18 protein-coding genes and 1 other RNA gene are annotated in these 15904 nt (G+C 41.8%); 17 read left to right on the top strand and 2 right to left on the bottom strand.

Features of this window, described 5'->3' with window-relative positions; translation table 11 throughout:
- The first annotated feature begins 27 nt into the window (after positions 1-27).
- From CYQ88_RS08680 to fliN, 7 genes are read left to right on the top strand one after another with little or no spacing between them, the layout of a single operon-like run.
- Positions 28-1866 (top strand): flagellar hook-length control protein FliK, encoded by a 1839-nt coding sequence (locus tag CYQ88_RS08680; protein WP_101840965.1) that lies wholly within the window; start codon positions 28-30, stop codon positions 1864-1866.
- Positions 1867-1879: 13 nt separating this feature from the next.
- Entirely contained in the window at positions 1880-2875 is a 996-nt protein-coding gene (locus CYQ88_RS08675) for a methyl-accepting chemotaxis protein (protein ID WP_101840964.1), read from the top strand.
- A gap of 58 nt (positions 2876-2933) precedes the next feature.
- Complete coding sequence (motA, locus tag CYQ88_RS08670) at positions 2934-3785, top strand: flagellar motor stator protein MotA (protein ID WP_101840963.1); 852 nt, start codon at positions 2934-2936, stop codon at positions 3783-3785.
- Positions 3786-3821: 36 nt separating this feature from the next.
- Entirely contained in the window at positions 3822-4706 is an 885-nt protein-coding gene (gene motB, locus CYQ88_RS08665) for a flagellar motor protein MotB (protein WP_101840962.1), read from the top strand.
- A 36-nt stretch (positions 4707-4742) separates the two neighbouring features.
- Entirely contained in the window at positions 4743-5303 is a 561-nt protein-coding gene (fliL, locus tag CYQ88_RS08660) for a flagellar basal body-associated protein FliL (RefSeq protein WP_101840961.1), read from the top strand.
- A gap of 20 nt (positions 5304-5323) precedes the next feature.
- Positions 5324-6343, top strand: coding sequence for a flagellar motor switch protein FliM (gene fliM / locus CYQ88_RS08655; RefSeq protein ID WP_101840960.1), 1020 nt, complete (start codon positions 5324-5326; stop codon positions 6341-6343).
- Positions 6336-6797 carry a flagellar motor switch protein FliN gene (gene fliN / locus CYQ88_RS08650; RefSeq protein WP_101840959.1) on the top strand — a complete coding sequence of 154 codons (462 nt, stop codon included), beginning with the start codon at positions 6336-6338 and terminating at the stop codon, positions 6795-6797. The genes fliM and fliN overlap by 8 nt, the downstream gene beginning before the upstream one ends.
- A 64-nt stretch (positions 6798-6861) precedes the next feature.
- Here fliN and ssrA read toward each other — a convergent pair.
- Positions 6862-7218, bottom strand: a transfer-messenger RNA (tmRNA) gene (gene ssrA, locus CYQ88_RS08645).
- A gap of 119 nt (positions 7219-7337) precedes the next feature.
- Positions 7338-7814 carry an SsrA-binding protein SmpB gene (gene smpB, locus CYQ88_RS08640; RefSeq protein WP_101840958.1) on the bottom strand — a complete coding sequence of 159 codons (477 nt, stop codon included), beginning with the start codon at positions 7812-7814 and terminating at the stop codon, positions 7338-7340.
- A gap of 33 nt (positions 7815-7847) precedes the next feature.
- Here smpB and CYQ88_RS08635 point away from each other — a divergent pair, with 33 nt between their 5' ends.
- From CYQ88_RS08635 to CYQ88_RS08590, 10 genes are all read left to right on the top strand, one after another.
- The gene (locus tag CYQ88_RS08635) at positions 7848-8282 is read left to right on the top strand and encodes a type II toxin-antitoxin system RatA family toxin (protein WP_101840957.1); all 435 of its coding nucleotides are present in this window, start codon (positions 7848-7850) and stop codon (positions 8280-8282) included.
- Positions 8279-8554 carry an RnfH family protein gene (locus CYQ88_RS08630; RefSeq protein ID WP_101840956.1) on the top strand — a complete coding sequence of 92 codons (276 nt, stop codon included), beginning with the start codon at positions 8279-8281 and terminating at the stop codon, positions 8552-8554. Before CYQ88_RS08635 ends, CYQ88_RS08630 begins: the two co-directional genes overlap by 4 nt.
- 32 nt (positions 8555-8586) lie before the next feature.
- On the top strand, positions 8587-9036 hold the full coding sequence (locus CYQ88_RS08625) for a hypothetical protein (protein WP_101840955.1): 450 nt from the start codon (positions 8587-8589) through the stop codon (positions 9034-9036).
- Between the two features lie 331 nt (positions 9037-9367).
- A complete protein-coding gene (gene flgB / locus CYQ88_RS08620) occupies positions 9368-9772 on the top strand; it encodes a flagellar basal body rod protein FlgB (RefSeq protein WP_101840954.1) in 405 nt (134 codons plus the stop codon).
- Positions 9773-9783: 11 nt separating this feature from the next.
- Positions 9784-10194: a flagellar basal body rod protein FlgC gene (gene flgC / locus CYQ88_RS08615; protein WP_101840953.1), complete on the top strand. Its 411-nt coding sequence runs from the start codon at positions 9784-9786 to the stop codon at positions 10192-10194.
- Positions 10195-10204: 10 nt separating this feature from the next.
- The gene (locus tag CYQ88_RS08610; protein ID WP_101840952.1) at positions 10205-10888 is read left to right on the top strand and encodes a flagellar hook assembly protein FlgD; all 684 of its coding nucleotides are present in this window, start codon (positions 10205-10207) and stop codon (positions 10886-10888) included.
- Between the two features lie 502 nt (positions 10889-11390).
- On the top strand, positions 11391-13004 hold the full coding sequence (locus CYQ88_RS08605) for a flagellar hook protein FlgE (RefSeq protein WP_101840951.1): 1614 nt from the start codon (positions 11391-11393) through the stop codon (positions 13002-13004).
- Positions 13005-13338: 334 nt separating this feature from the next.
- Entirely contained in the window at positions 13339-14079 is a 741-nt protein-coding gene (locus CYQ88_RS08600; RefSeq protein ID WP_101840950.1) for a flagellar basal body rod protein FlgF, read from the top strand.
- Between the two features lie 42 nt (positions 14080-14121).
- A complete protein-coding gene (gene flgG / locus CYQ88_RS08595) occupies positions 14122-14913 on the top strand; it encodes a flagellar basal-body rod protein FlgG (RefSeq protein WP_101840949.1) in 792 nt (263 codons plus the stop codon).
- Positions 14914-14960: 47 nt separating this feature from the next.
- Complete coding sequence (locus CYQ88_RS08590) at positions 14961-15698, top strand: flagellar basal body L-ring protein FlgH (RefSeq protein ID WP_101840948.1); 738 nt, start codon at positions 14961-14963, stop codon at positions 15696-15698.
- The last annotated feature ends 206 nt before the right edge of the window (positions 15699-15904 follow it).

Here is a 15904-nt window from a genome sequence, read left to right as displayed (position 1 = left end):
AGTTAAATTACGTTACTGGATAGAAATATGATTAAGCAACCCATATTAGACTCTGTGCTGAATCCTTCAATAGCTTCATCCGAAGCGCAACAGTCTGTTCAAAGTAATGGGCAAAGTTTGCCGAAAGGGGCAAATGGTTTTGCCAAACTTTTTGTGAGAGAAGCATCTGCATTAAAATCGCTTGATGGTCAGGTGGATCATTCGAAAACGATTGGCTCAGACATTCGGTTGCCTAGTGATGTGCTTAGTCAAGGTGTCGATAAAAGAATCCAAGATGCCGACAGAGCCTCTGAGCTAGAAACGGTATTGCAACAAATTAACCAGAAAATCATGAATGCAAATTCGACAGTTAAGACATTTGATGCTGATTCAACGCCATCCCATGCTCCTTTGACTGGAGAAAAGGGGGATAAGCTAGCATCTGGTGTTGCGCTATTGCCGGGAGTTGAAGCTCATGTGGTGAATCCGATTGTTGAACGACAGAGCGCAACAGATAAAGTGGCAATTAATGGCGAGGCTTTCGTGCAAAACGTATTAAAGTCAGTTCAACAGGTATCTAATAAAAATTTGAAAGCCCCAAATGATGCTACCGAATCAAGCGCAAAACAATCGTCACTGAAAGAAGGTTCGGAAGCTTCGATTGATGCTGTCGTATCCAATACAAAACAACCGCTACAGAAAGAAGGTTTAGAAGTCCCTATTGTTACTGTTTCATCCCATTCAAATGTGGATAGTAATGAGGCTTCTGAGGAGAAACCAGGCCTGGTTGATATTGGTAAGCAACAGAAAGAAAATGAAAGCCCAACGACAGTTTCTTTACCCGGTATGGTCGATGATGACGTCGCAATGATGACAGAATCCGGTTTGAAAGAAGTCTCGCAAGAGTCTATTCCAAGTCGTGATGTGTCTGTTCAGCCGGTTGCATATGATTCGGATCAACCAATGACTCGGGCAGAACAAAGTCGCCAAGCTGCAAATGTTGAAGCACAGCAGTCGTTCCAGCAAGGGATGAATGAAACACACCTTGAGTCAGCCCAACAAGCTCGAACGGTTCAATCACCCGTAGCTGGACAGGCTCAAGCGGCAACACAACCATCGAATATGAACCCTTCAGCTTCAGCGCAGCAGCCGTCTTCGCCTCAAAGTATGGGCGCAAGTGCTCATCAATCTACTTTTGAGCAGGGTCCTGGACAACAAGGACAGTCAGGTCACCAGGGAAATTCTGGTCAAACTCAACAGCAAATGCAACAAGCTCAAGCTTTTGCACAGTTACAAAAGCAGGATATCGCTAGAGTACAACAAGAAGGGGTTAGAAGCTTTAATGAAGCATTAATCACAGAAGAGGCTAAAGCGGAAAAAAGTGAAAAACTACTCGGCTCTTTGGGGGTATCCTTAGATGGTCGTGCTCAATTACCATCAGGAATGCAGACTATGAGTCAGCCAATGCGGTCTCCACAATGGGGGCAGGCGTTAGGACAGCGAATTACTTATATGGCGAATAATAAGGTACAAGAGGCGAAAATTACCTTAAATCCTGAAAAGCTTGGCACCATTCAAATAAAACTGAATATTGACAAGGATAGCCAATTACATGTGTCCATGACTGCACAACAGGGCACCACAAGAGAAGCCATTGAAAATGCGATGCCCAGATTACGAGAAATTCTGGATGCCGCAGGAATCGGATTGGGGTCGCTTGATGTTCGCGATGAAAGAACATTTGCTAGAGACCAAAATCAGGATGCTTCACAAGGTGGTAAGGACTCTGGTTTGAACGGATCTTCAACGGATGCAGACGATGAGGAAATGACTGAGACAGCTCCGATAGAAATAGCGACAGATAATTTGGTCGATTATTATGCTTAGTAAAGGATTGAATATGAAACTACATAAACAAATAATGACAGGCTTAATTGCATGGATGCCCTTTTCGGTTATGGCTGGAGGAGAAGAGGTGATTGCCAGTCTTGGTGGTGTTTTAGTGGCCTTGGGTGTTGGCGCCGTGATTGCGGGGGCTTTGGTTTATTTAATTTGGTGTAACCGCGTCAATGCCTGTGATTCAACCGACTTAACCGATGCCATTGATGCCTATATTGCAAATAACGACTTCTCTCAGCCGATCGAATCAAATTCAATCGCCCCAAAGTTACAGAAAAGCTTAAATAGCTTGGTCGCACTTTTTAATGAGCAACTTGAAAGCGAACAACAACAGGTACAAGCCTTTGCTCAAAATAATCAAATGCTTGAAAAGCAAACTGAAACCTTGCAGTCACAGCTTGCTGAAGCTCAGAATATGAGTCTTCAGCAACCTCAACCCCTAACAGAGTCATTTGATGCGACAGAGTTAGTTTCGCTGTCAGGTAATCTAACCAGTTTAATCGATAAAATGAGTGATGGGGCGCAAGATGGTATGGCATCGGCCTCCAGCGTTATTACAGAGGTAAACGGTTTAACGGACGAGGTCACAGAAGCGTCAGGTGTGATAAAAGCTTTAGAGGATGACAGTAATAATATTGGAACCGTTTTGGTATTGATCCGGGATATTGCAGAGCAAACTAACCTACTCGCATTAAATGCGGCCATTGAGGCGGCAAGAGCGGGTGAATACGGTCGAGGGTTTGCTGTTGTAGCGGATGAGGTTCGAATCTTAGCTGGGAAAACACAACAGGCGACAACCGAAATTCAAGCGATTATTGAAGAGTTGCAACAAAGAGCTCGTAATGCGGTTGATGTAATGGGTAGCGGACAAACTCGAGCTGAAACAACACAGCAACAAGCAGTAAAAGTAAGTGATTTTTTACATGAAATAAAGGATAATCTTGCCCAACTAAATACGGCACAAGATGCACTTTCCAAGGCAGTCAATCGTCTTTAGTGATAAATAATAAAACATTCAAGCACTCTGAAATAAAGCAAGATTAAGGTTACAGACTATGAAAGCAATTATTGGAACATTGGTGGTTATCGGTTGCCTGCTGGGAGGGTATCTTCCTCACGGTAGCTTCGGGATTCTGATTCAACCATTAGAAGTCCTCATTATTTGTGGTAGTGCATTTGGGGCCTTTATCATCGCTAACCCAGGATGGGTCGTTAAGAAAAGCTTTACAGGTGCTTTAGGGCTCGCAAAGCCTCCTCAATTTACTAAAGAAACCTATATGGAACTACTGGGGTTAATGTTCCGAATCTTTAACAAAGCACGTAGAGAAGGGTTAATGGCGATAGAGGCCGATGTTGAAGAGCCTCATTCCAGTGAGTTGTTCAATGCTTCTCCAAAAGTTGTTGCAGATCATCATGTTGTGGATTTTATATGTGATTACTTGCGGCTAATGATTAGTGGTGCCAGTAACCCGTATCAAATTGAAGATTTAATGATATTAGAGATGGATATTCACCATCATGAAGCAGCGGCACCAGCCGAAGCGGTAGGGAAGGTTGCTGAAGCCTTGCCTGGTTTTGGTATTGTTGCAGCGGTTTTGGGGATTATTGTCACGATGAGTTACTTAGATGCCGGACCCCTTGAGATTGCTCATCATATGTCGGTGGCTTTAGTGGGAACCTTTTTAGGGATTTTAGTGGCCTATGGCATTGTCGGCCCCATTTCTTCAGATATGGCTAACCGTGCGCATGATGAAGGCGCTTTTTACGGTACCATTAAAACCTGTTTAATGGCAAACCTAAATGGCTATGCACCTCAGATAGCGGTTGAGTTTGGACGAAAGTCGATTCCAGGAGCCGATAGACCTTCTTTCCAGGAAGTTGATGAGTTTTTACAAACGCAAAAATAACGCCGTTGAATTCTGTCATAAATTGAGTGAAGCTAAATGAGCGATGAACAGTCCATAATTATCAAACGGTTAACCAAATGTCCCCATTGTGCACATGGTGGGGCTTGGAAGGTTGCGTTTGCTGATTTTATGACAGCAGCAATGGCATTCTTCTTAATGCTTTGGGTGTTGGGTGGAACCAACGATGAAGAAATGCGGGCGATGGCAGAATACTTTAGAGATCCAACGGTGATTGAGGCTTCTCCATCAGTATTGGTGCCATCTAAAGAAGCAGGTCAAAGTTCAGACTCAATTATTGACATGGGCGGCTTCAAGGACGCACCGAAAGGTGGCGATGATGATGGGGTTGGTGGTGCAGATAAAGCGAAAGAAAAAGCAGAAATGGAGTCTTTGAAACGCTTAATTGAGCAGAAAATATCAGATAATCCTGTTCTAAATGAACTCAAAAATCAGCTTAAAATTGAAGTAACGCCGAATGGTTTACAGGTTCAGGTTTTAGATGATAGAAAACGCCCTATGTTTGGAACGGGTGTTGATTTGCCAAAAGATTATGCCGCTAATTTACTAAGAGAAGTGGGGTCGGTGTTGGCTAATACCCAAAATCGAATTAGTATTGCAGGTCATACGGACTCTTCCGGTTATCACTCGAATGCCGAGTATACCAACTGGGAGCTGTCCGCCGACCGAGCTAATGCGGCGAGAAGATTGCTATTAGATGGTGGTGTTGTGTCAGGTAAAATTGCACAAGTTGTTGGGTTGGCAGATACCGTGCCATTTGACAAAGAAAATCCGTATAATCCACGTAATAGACGTATTAGTATTATCGTGTTGAACCAAGAAGCGGATGAACGCTTAAGAAGTTTAAGTGAAGCGCCTGGCTTAGAAGATTTGTCAGGTGAAATGGTGAATTCACCGCTTTAATATTTAATTGTAATTATTGCTTAAAAAGGGAATCACATGGCTGAAGAAGAACAACAAGAGACTAAAAAGAGTGGCGGTAAGGGCCTAATTATTACCCTCGTTGTCGTGCTTGTTTTATTGTTGATTGGTATTAGTGTTTTAGCATTTTTCTTGCTCAAAGGCGATGGCGGAGATCATGCAAAGTCTGAAGATGGACAACAAATCGTTGAGCATGTTGACGAAGATGCGATTGCTGTTCCTCCGACCTATAAACAATATGATCCACCAGAACCAGGAAGTGCTCCTCAGTATTATCCCATGGAACCATTTGTGGTTAATTTCAAAGGTGAAGGTCAAGCTAAGTTTCTGGCAGTGACACTTAAGTTTATGTCTTACTACCCACAAGTGATTGTTGACATGGAAAATTACCGTCCAATCCTGAGAAATGATATAACGGCGCTATTAAGGGTCCAAACATTTTCTGAAATGAACTTGGATAATGGCCCTGAAATTTTGAGAAACAAAATCTTAACAAAGGCACGAGAAGTGCTTGAAAAACAAAAGATCTATCCAGATTTATTAGAAGATGTTTACTTTGAACGATTTGTAATGCAATAAAAGTGATTAGGTAGCAGCGAATGGAAGATATTTTAAGTCAAGACGAAGTCGACGCGCTCCTGAAAGGGATGGGCGGTGGAGATGTTGAAACGGAAAATGATGATTCCGTCGATGGAACCGTTGCGACTGTCTATGATTTTACCAATCAAGAACGAATTGTTCGTGGGCGTCTTCCTGCGTTAGATATTATTAATGAACGTTTTGCTAGAGGGTTTCAGCGCAATTTTAATGAGATGATTATGTCGAGCGTTGAAGTCACGGCGGGGGAAGTCAAGATCATTAAAATGATCGATTATCTGCGGAACTTATTTGTACCGACCAGTTTGAATATTTACCGCATCAACCCTTTAAATGGGGTCTCGCTTTTTACGTTAGATTCAAAATTGATTTTTACCGCTGTAGATATGTACTTTGGTGGGACAGGCTTATTGCCTTTCAAAATTGAAGGCCGAGAATACACACCCGTTGAGATGAGTATGGTTCGAAGTATCCTTGATATTTCATCGGAAACGCTCCGTAAAGCTTGGGCTCCGGTAATGGATATCGAAATCGATTATATGCATTCCGAGATGAATCCGAAGTTTGCCAGCATTGTCGATGCCACCGATATGATTGTGGTCAGTCCGATTAATGTTCGTTTTGAAGGGGTTGAAGGTCGGGTTGATATCGTCATGCCTTATGCGATGCTTGAACCCGTTAGAGATAAACTTGAAGAGGGTATGTCAAATCTTCAAGGGGAGTCGGATAACCGTTGGTCTCGAACCCTCAAGGAAGAAGCCAAAAATATTGAAGTCGATTTATCTGTGAACTTACTTGAGTTGCAAATGAACATGGATGATCTGATGAAAATGGAAAAAGGCGATATCATTCCAATCGAAATGCCCGAACAGGTAACTGTTAGAGCGGAAGGCATTGGAATTGTTCGAGGAAAAATTGGCGAGAGCAATGATCGAAAAGCGGTAAAAATCGAAGAAATATTAAGGCATCCTGCTTATCAAGAGCGAATGATTGAGAATGTAAAGGAATGGTACAATGAGTGAAGAAGATGATTTAAGTGCTTGGGGTGAAGCCATGGATGAACAAGCACAGTCGGAAACATCATCCGCAACCGACGATGATCCTTGGGGTGAAGCCTTGTCTGAACAAGCAAGGGAAACACACTCAAACAATGCTGATGAAATTGATGCAGCCTCATTTGCGGCACTTGAAAAAAGCCGTGGCAACGGCTCTGAAAAGGTTGACTTGGATGTGCTATTAGATATCCCTGTCACGCTTGCCTTGGAAATTGGTCGAGCAAAAGTTTCCATTCGAAATCTGTTGTCTTACACCCAAGGGTCGGTTATTGAGATGGATCGTTTAGCTGGAGAGCCGCTTGACTTGTTGGTGAATGGCACCTTGATCGCGCATGGTGAGGTGGTGGTGATTAATGACAAGTTCGGGGTTCGATTAACCGATGTCATTAGTCCTCAAGAACGGATTAAAAAACTCAAATAATCCATAATGCTAAAAACAAAAAAAGCCCGAAATTTCGGGCTTTTTTATGGATAAAAATAATAATTGGTGGAGATGGGCGGAGTCGAACCGCCGTCCGAGAAGCCTCCATTTAAAACTCTACATGTTTATTTGGTCAATTATTTTAACCTAATGCTACCCGGCCAGCAGGGATCACATTAAGCGAGCTTGTAAAGTTTAGTCAAGCCTTATCCAAACACATAAGACCGACGATTCCGTGTGAGTCGACACAGAGCTGGGCGCCACGAACAACGGCCCCAGTCTGCGCTAGCGGGATTAAGCCGCTAGAGCGTAGTTATCGTCGTTTGCAACTATAACAAATTGAAATAAAGATTTACGTGCATCATTCAGGCACGACATGCATCCTAAACTTTGTACTCCCCGTCGAAACCAGTGCATCCCCGAATTCGATGGTTTGCTTCTTAAAAATGACCAGGCCTGGTCGTTTTTAAGTGTTAGAAAGTGGATATTATACAGTATTTAGAGCTGTTGAGTTTGTTTTCAAGTGGAATAGATCAAAATCTATGCATGATATTTGAGAATGCGTTGTTTATCACGGTTCCAGTCACGCTCTTTTGCCGTGGCACGTTTGTCGTGCAGTTTTTTACCTTTCGCTAGACCAATAGAGATTTTGACTTTGCTCTTGCTCCAATACAGGCTCAGTGGGACGAGCGTATAGCCTTTTTGATCGATTAGCCCCATGAGACGGTCAATCTCTCGACGATGCATTAGCAATTTTCTAAGCCGTAAAGGATCGTGAAAGTTATGCGTTGAGGCACTGATTAATGGGGTAATCAGTGCACCGAACAGCCAAGCTTCATGGTTTTTAAGCAGAATATAACTTTCATTAATTTGAACTTTTCCTTGGCGTAAGCTTTTAACTTCCCAACCCGAAAGTACTAAGCCTGCTTCGTAGGTTTCTTCAATAAAATAGTCAAAACGCGCTTTTTTATTTTGAGCAATGCTGTTTGCATTGTTTTGTTTTTTTTTCTTTGCCATAATAGCGGATTATAGCGAATTTACAGGCGTCGTATGAAAAAAATAACACGCTCTGCTTTGTTGCCTTATTCCGCTGAATGTATGTTTGATTTGGTGAATGATGTTGCAACTTATCCCGAGTTTTTGCCGTGGTGTGGTGGCAGTGAAGTGATTGAACACACTGATGAAAAAATGGTTGCGAGTATTTTAATTACTAAGGCGGGACTTAAACACCAATTTATGACCCGCAATGAGTTACAGCGGCCTGAGAAAATCGAATTGCATCTGCTAGAAGGACCCTTCAAAAGTTTGTATGGTTTATGGGAGTTTCAATCCTTAGATACGGAAGCTTGTAAAATTTCATTGGATATTGAGTTTGAAATCAATAATTCTTTATTGAATGCCGCGATTGGGGTGATATTTGAACAGATTGTTTCAACCTTAGTTCAATCATTCTGTGATCGCGCAAAACAGGTGTATGGATCATGATTATTGAAGTGGCTTATGCTCTCCCTGATGAACAGTTTTTATGTGAAGAAACTGTGGGAGAGGGGACTACCGTTGGCGAAGCGTTAAAGGCTTCGAAATTACTGAAAAAATTTCCAGATTTAAATATTGATTCGGTTGGTATTTTTTCGCAAGAGGTGTCTTTGGATCGTGTGCTTCGAGAAGGGGACCGTATTGAGGTTTATCGTCCGCTGATTGCAGATCCGCGGGAAAGAAGACGAAACCAAGTGGAACAAGATCGTAAACAAAAGTAAGCTCCGCAAAGCAATGCGACAAGGAAGTGAAAATGCTGTCAGTAGCACGCTATAAACGAGTTTTGGGTATTTGGGTTATTATCGGATTGGGTTTTTTCAGCCTATCGGCTCAGGCTGAAGTTGAAACGGTCGAAACGCTAACAGGAGAAGCTTTACATATTCGTTTGGTTGAAACGGCCATTCATTATGATTTCTTTAATCAACGCTGCCGTGGGGTTCGGGCTTCTGCAAATCAGTCTGAAGTCAATCGGTTATTTATTCAAAAGTACCGACTCACACTGAATAATTTTATTAAAAAATACATTACAACAGATGCTCGAGATTTACGGGATCGTCTTAAAAATGCGCTTTACCGTCAAGTCGCTGACATGGGGGGGGGTCAACCTGCAAGGGCACAGGGGTTGGAGGCAACGATTAAGTCCGATTATCGCCAACTATTAGAAAGAGTCGATGTATCTTCTTGGTATCCACTAATTGATTAAGTCAGAGCACCCTGTTCTTAATTCGTCTATCTGAGTTTGTTTCCGATTTAATTTTCCTTGAAGTTCGGCCCAGCCAGGTGCTTTCACGTTGCTTTGCTGGCTGTTTCATGCAATCTTTGCCGAATGCCCGCAAAAAAAATCCATATTGGCTAAAGTTTTTTGAGTTCCGGTCGATTAACGGCCATTTTTCGATGAGTTTAACTTTTTTTATGACTTGGCACTTCCTTTGCTTGGTTTTGGTTAGAAAAAGAATAATGTAATTAAATTGACACAAAGATTGCGATAGCAGCAAATCAATTTGACTAAACCAGACTAGATAAGGAATTTCGCCATGGATTCAATTTTTGGCATACATGAACAAGCATTGGCCATTCGTAAAGAACGGCAAAACCTGATTGCGAATAATTTGGCGAATGCCGATACGCCAAATTTTAAAGCGCGTGATTTGGATTGGCGTAAAGAGATGCAAGCGGCAGAAGAATCGTTGAGTCAGTCGATTAACAGACCTGATATGAAGACAACCCATAGTCGTCATATCGGTGGGTTCGCTGACGCAGCCAGTACGGAAAGTTATTTAAAATATCGCCAACCGACCCAGCCAGCATTAGATGGCAATACGGTGGAAACGCATATTGAAAAAGCCCAATTTATGGAAAACGCCATGCAATATCAGGCAACGCTTGAATTTCTGAATGGTAAAATTAATGGCATTCGCGGTGCCTTGAAAGGCGAATAAGGAGAGTTCTGATGTCAATGTTCCCAACGCTTGATATATCTGCTTCAGCGATGCATGCCCAAACAGTTCGTTTAAATACGATTGCCTCAAATATGGCAAATGTCGACAGTGTGAGCAGTAATGCCGAAGACACTTATCGCTCTAAACAGCCTGTTTTTAAAACTGTATTGGACCAGGAATCTGGCTTGCCAGTAGGCGGAGTTAGAGTGGATGATGTGGTTGAAAGTAAAGCACCGTTAAAAATGGAATATAACCCCAATCATCCTTCTGCCAATGAGGAAGGATATATTTTTAGACCCAATGTCAATGTGGTTGAAGAGATGGCCAATATGCTCAGTGCCTCTAGAAGCTATGAAACCAATATTGAAGTATTGAATACTTCTAAGCAATTATTACTAAGAACCATTCAACTGGGTAAATAGGAGATAGATTATGGCAACGTTACCGATTGATACGCAAAATCAGAATTATATTTCGTCCTTGCAGCAAGCAACAGATCCGAAAAAAAATGCGCCAAATCAACAGTTGGATCAAGCTGATTTCTTAAGATTATTAACAACACAGCTAGCCAATCAAGATCCGAATAAACCCATGGATCCAACGAACTTCGTTACTGATTTAACACAAATGAGCCAACTTGAATCAACCAATAAAATGAACGAAGCAATGCAAGCCATGACCACTAGCTTACAGAGCATGCAGGTGATGCAGTCTGCCAGTTTAATTGGTAAAAATGTACAGGCAGTTGGTGATTTATTATCTCATCAGCAAGGTACGACAAGTGATATTAAATTGGATATCAAAGAGCCTTTAACCGACGTCAAAGTGGTTATTTCTAACGACTCTGGCCCTGTTAAGGAAATCTTTTTAGACGATCAACCTATCGGTGAAAAAGTGGCGCAATGGGATGGTATTGATAAGCTCGGTAATGATATGCCAAGTGATGATTATCAACTGACCGTTTATGGTACAGGTAAAGATGGTGACATTAAAACCATTGACACCATTGTTCCTTCACGCATCAATTCAATTGGAGTTGGCAGTGATGGAACCGCTCGAGCCACCTTGGCCACGGGTGAAATCGTTAATGTTGATCAAATTAGAGAAATTAGTTGATCGTTTCAAAGGTGCCTGTCTGACAGCGAGTTCAGATAGGCTCAATTTTTTAGTTAGTCCATATTACCGTTCTTATTTTCATGCCGATCAGTCGGTAATACCACTTCTTAATCAAACTCACATTTATTTCTAAGTCGTTTTCTATCCAACTTTTTTGTATCTCTATTCAATTCACGCAATAGCAATTTGTGATTTCAGCTGTTGATTTGATGAGGCTTAGGAAGGCTGTTGAGTCGCTACATGTTGTACTAGAATGCAATACGGCAAGGAGAAAATAAAGTGATTGCCGTACAGCTTTGCCTTATCGGCAACCGTTGCCGTTATTATTAAATATGAGGTGGAAAGTCGTTGGCGTAGAATTTAAGTCAACAGGTAAAAAGCCCCGTAATAAGGGTATCGGCAGCTTTCTGAAATCTTTAATTCTTTTTTTATTAAATTTGGCACGGCTCATGCTAATCAGTCATTAATAAAATAAATCGAGTCAGTCACAAGGAGAGCTATCATGCCATTCGATCTAACAGCAGTCAGTGGAATTAATGCCGCAAGCGAAGGCTTGGGGGTTGTCTCAAACAACTTAGCAAACGCCCAAACCACCGCCTTTAAAGCATCAAGAGCGGAATTCGCCGATGTCTTTTATGGCGCTCAAAACTCACCTGGTAATGGGGCAAGAGTCGGGTCAATTACTCAAGATTTCTCAAATGGAACCATCTCAAGTACCGGACGTGATTTGGATATGGCGATTGATGGTGAAGGTTTCTTTATCTTAGAAGATAGAACCGGTAAATATGGTAACGTTTATACACGTAATGGTTCTTTTAAAGTTGATAAGGATGGTTTTGTTGCCTCTCAGGATGGAAACGCCTTACAAGGGTATTTATTAGATACTGCTTTGTCTACAGAGGCAATTCCAGTTTTTAACACTACCTTGAGTTCAATTAACTTAGATGAATTGAATAAAGTGCCAAAAGCAACCGACTCTATGACTTTTAATGTTAACTTAGATGGCCAAGAACCGAATAATATCGATCCAGCTCAAACGCCCGCCGCTGGTACGATCAGTAATTCTGCTGCTGGTAATACGGCTTTAGGTGGTTCTACTTTACCCAATATTCAAAAGTTAACAAATCCTGAAGCGGATCCATTTGGTGGATCGCCAGATTTTTCTACTAGTAAATTGGTTTATGACACATTAGGGGGCGAGCATCGTTTAACCACTAATTTCTTTAAACGGGATGTAGTGACCGCGGCCAATTCAGACCTAACCTATGATCCTATAACCCAAACTTATGCTCAGGGAGCTGCAGGTACTGGGAATGCAAAATATACCAGCTGGATTGCTCAAACGACTGTAGAAGATTATGATTTGGCCACAAATCAATGGATTACTTCTGGACACAGGGAGGCGGTTCCAGCAGATGGCACAGCATCAGCCGATGCTGGGATGATTTTTGAATTACGTTTTGATACCAATGGGTCATTGATTGATGTGAGAGAACCTGTTACTGCTGCATTAGCAGCTGGTGCAAATTCAACACCTGTCGGTCAAGACACTGCCAATACTCCTTTAGCAAATGCGAGTTGGTCTCAAGTTGGCGCACAACCTCAAATGGCTTGGGTAATTGATACTCCGATTACCGGTGCTCAAGATCCTTTAGGGAATCCTGCGGATCCGAAGGGAATTAAAATTACCGCTGATTTTACCGCGTTAACACAATATGCCGGGACTTATAACCTAAGAGGCGTGACTCAGAACGGTTATCAAATTGGTGACTTGGTTGGTGTAACAACTGGGCAAGATGGTATTGTTGAAGCGCGCTATTCAAACGGTCTAGCCGTTAAGGTTGCTCAATTGGGTGTAGCAAACTTCAGTGATAAAAATGCGATGGAAAAACTGGGTGGACAAACCTATGCTGAATCATTCTCATCGGGTGCTGTGCAAATTGGTACACCTCAAGAAAATGGATTTGGTTCGATTAACTCGGGTGCATTGGAATATTCGAATGTGAATACGGCATCAGAATTGGTGAATATGATTCAAATGCAACGGACTTATCAAGCCAGTGCACAGGTTGTTCAAACTGCTAAAACCTTGACACAAGCTATTTTACAAATCTAGTTTTAAGTTTACTTTTCTGGTCTTGCCGGCAATCATTGCCGGCTCTTTTTTATAACATCCCGTAATAAATTTATCGGCAAACTTCTAAAGAACTTTAATCGCTTTATTTTATAAATTGGCACAGCTTGTGCTAAATAAACTTTGATTAAAACAAAAGTGTCAGCCTTTTGGCAGAGAACGCTAAATACAAGGGAACGAAACACATAGACCAAAGAGTCAAGAGTATGAAATGTGTTTCAAATAAGGGTTCAGGTAGAAATTTTCTGGACCCTATTTTCTTAAAGCCAATCAAGCAGACAGTTAAAGCAAACCAGTCAGGTTAAGGAATTGTGTTATGGATCGGATGTTATATATCTCGATGAGTGGTGCCAAAGAGGTGATGCTCTCACAGGCCAATAATGCCAATAACCTTGCCAATGCCAATACAGATGGTTTTAAGCAAGACTTTAATCAATTCCGAGCGCAACATATGCAGGGACCGGGTTGGAACTCGCGTACCTATGCTTTAGATGAAAGACCCGCAACGGACTTTTCACCGGGGGCAATGAAAGTGACCGGGCGTGATTTGGATATTGCAACTAAGGAAAATGGTTATATTGGTATCTTATCGCCAGATGGAACAGAAGCCTTAGTTCGATCTGCATCAATGCATTTAACCCCATTGGGTGAATTGGTGGATTTAGGAGGGAATGCGATTCTGAATCAAGGGGGAACCCCGATAACTATACCGCCTGCTAAGTCAATAAAAGTTGGAAATGATGGAACCGTTTCATTTATTCCTGCGGGCTCAGCAGATAACTTGCCAGTGGTTCTCGATCAAATTCGATTAGTCGAGCCTGAGATCAAGTCTTTACAGAAAGGGGTGGATGGCTATATTCGAAATATTGGAGAACAACCGTTAGCGCAAGCAGCGGTTACGGTAGTGGGTGGTGCATTGGAAACGAGTAATGTGAACAGCGTTCAGGCATTAACTAATATGATTGAGTTGTCACGAAAATATGAAATGCAAATTAAGATGATGAGCACCTCAAAAAGCCATGCTCAAAAATCGGATAGTTTACTTAAGCTAGGTTAATAAAGGTGTTGTCAGCCACCGTGTTGACAAAAGGAGTTTGAAATGAATAGAGCACTATATGTGGCTAAAACAGGTCTGGAAGCCCAAGATTTTAGATTGACAACCATCTCTAATAACTTGGCGAATGCCAATACGTTTGGTTATAAGACAGCACGTGCCGAGTTTCAAGACTTAATGTATCAGAATATTCGTCAACCAGGTGCGCAAGCAACTCAGAACGCTGAAAATACCTATCCTTCTGGTATTCAAATGGGAACTGGGGTGAAAGCCGTTGGAGTACAAAAAATTCATACAGATGGGAATGCAGTAGTTTCTAATAACCAGTTTGATGTGATGATCCAAGGTAAAGGTTTCTTCCAAGCAATAGACCAGGACGGCAATATTTTGTATACCCGTGATGGTTCTTTTCAGTTAAATCAAAATGGGGATCTTGTCACCTCGTCTGGGTTTTTAGTGGAACCTAACATCAATGTGCCTCTCAATTCAACGGAGGTCATTATTTCACCAGATGGTATCGTGTCGGCTAAAGAAGGTGGAAATCCCGATCCAATACAAATTGGTCAGATTACCGTAGCAACCTTCATCAATCCAGCTGGTTTGGAATCAGCGGGTAAAAACTTCTTTCTAGAAACGCTTGCCAGTGGACCACCAAATGTCAAAAACCCTGAAGTTGAAGAAGCAGGAAGCCTTTTACAAGGGGCTGTTGAATCGTCAAATGTAAACACAGTTGAAGAACTGGTGGGCATGATTGAAGCACAGCGAACTTATGAAATGAATTCGAAAGCCATCAGTGCTGCTGACGGCATGATGCAATACCTAAATAATAATGTCTAAAAAAAGCTCTTATGATAAAAGCGTACAGCGCTAAGAAGGAGATAGTGATGATCAGAAAAACTGTTAAACAAATGCGTCGATTTCATCCTTTAGTGGGGGTGTTGCTCGCGTCAGTTGTTATTGGAGGCTGTTCTTCAACACCTGAACGATTAGAAAAGTTCTCCTATGAGCCAAATTATCCGATGAATATTCCAAAGAAGACGTTGCCGAAGAATGGGTCTCTTTATCAAAGCTCAGAAGCCTTGACGTTGTTTGATGATTCACGTGCTCATAAAATTGGCGATATTATCACCATTAATTTGGCTGAAAAATTTGATGCCAAGAAAAAAGATGAAGCGAAATACAATAAAGATAACAGTCAAAATTTCGGTCTAAATGGCCAAGCACAGGCAGGTACCAATGCTAATGTTATGGGAGGGAATGTTTCGATTCCCGGCCTTGGAACGGGCATAGGCGTTGGTTATGGTTCAAGTGGTGCCTTTACCGGTAAAGCCGATGTAAAACAGAATTCAAGTTTGACAGGGTCCATTGCGGTCACCGTTGTTGAAGTGATTTCGAATGGTAATTTGGTCATCCGTGGTGAAAAATGGATTACGATTCATGAAGGTGAAGAAGTGATTCGATTTGCGGGTATTGTGAGACCGCAGGATATTCGTCCAGATAATACTATCGATTCGGAAAAAGTTGCCGATGTGAGACTGATTTATAAGGACACTGGTATTTCTGGTAATACGGCTCGTCCAAGTGCCTTGACACAATGGCTACATAAATACTGGCCGCTATAATTCAACCTTTATTTTAAATGTGATAAACATTCAAAAACGGCCAGGCCTGGTCGTTTTAACCCGCTTTTCTGGTCTTTGGGGGATAAATTTTATCCCCATTTTTTTGACCATTTTTGCCACTCGGCAACCCTCTTAAAAACTTTAGATTTTTTTTCATGTTTTTATTGGTATGGCATCAATAATGCTTTGTTATTCACACAATAAAA

The organism is Hydrogenovibrio sp. SC-1, assembly GCF_002848135.1.
Classification (GTDB): Bacteria; Pseudomonadota; Gammaproteobacteria; order Thiomicrospirales; family Thiomicrospiraceae; genus Hydrogenovibrio.
The sequence above is the reverse complement of the archived record's forward strand: the minus strand, read 5'-3'. Positions and strand labels throughout refer to the sequence as shown.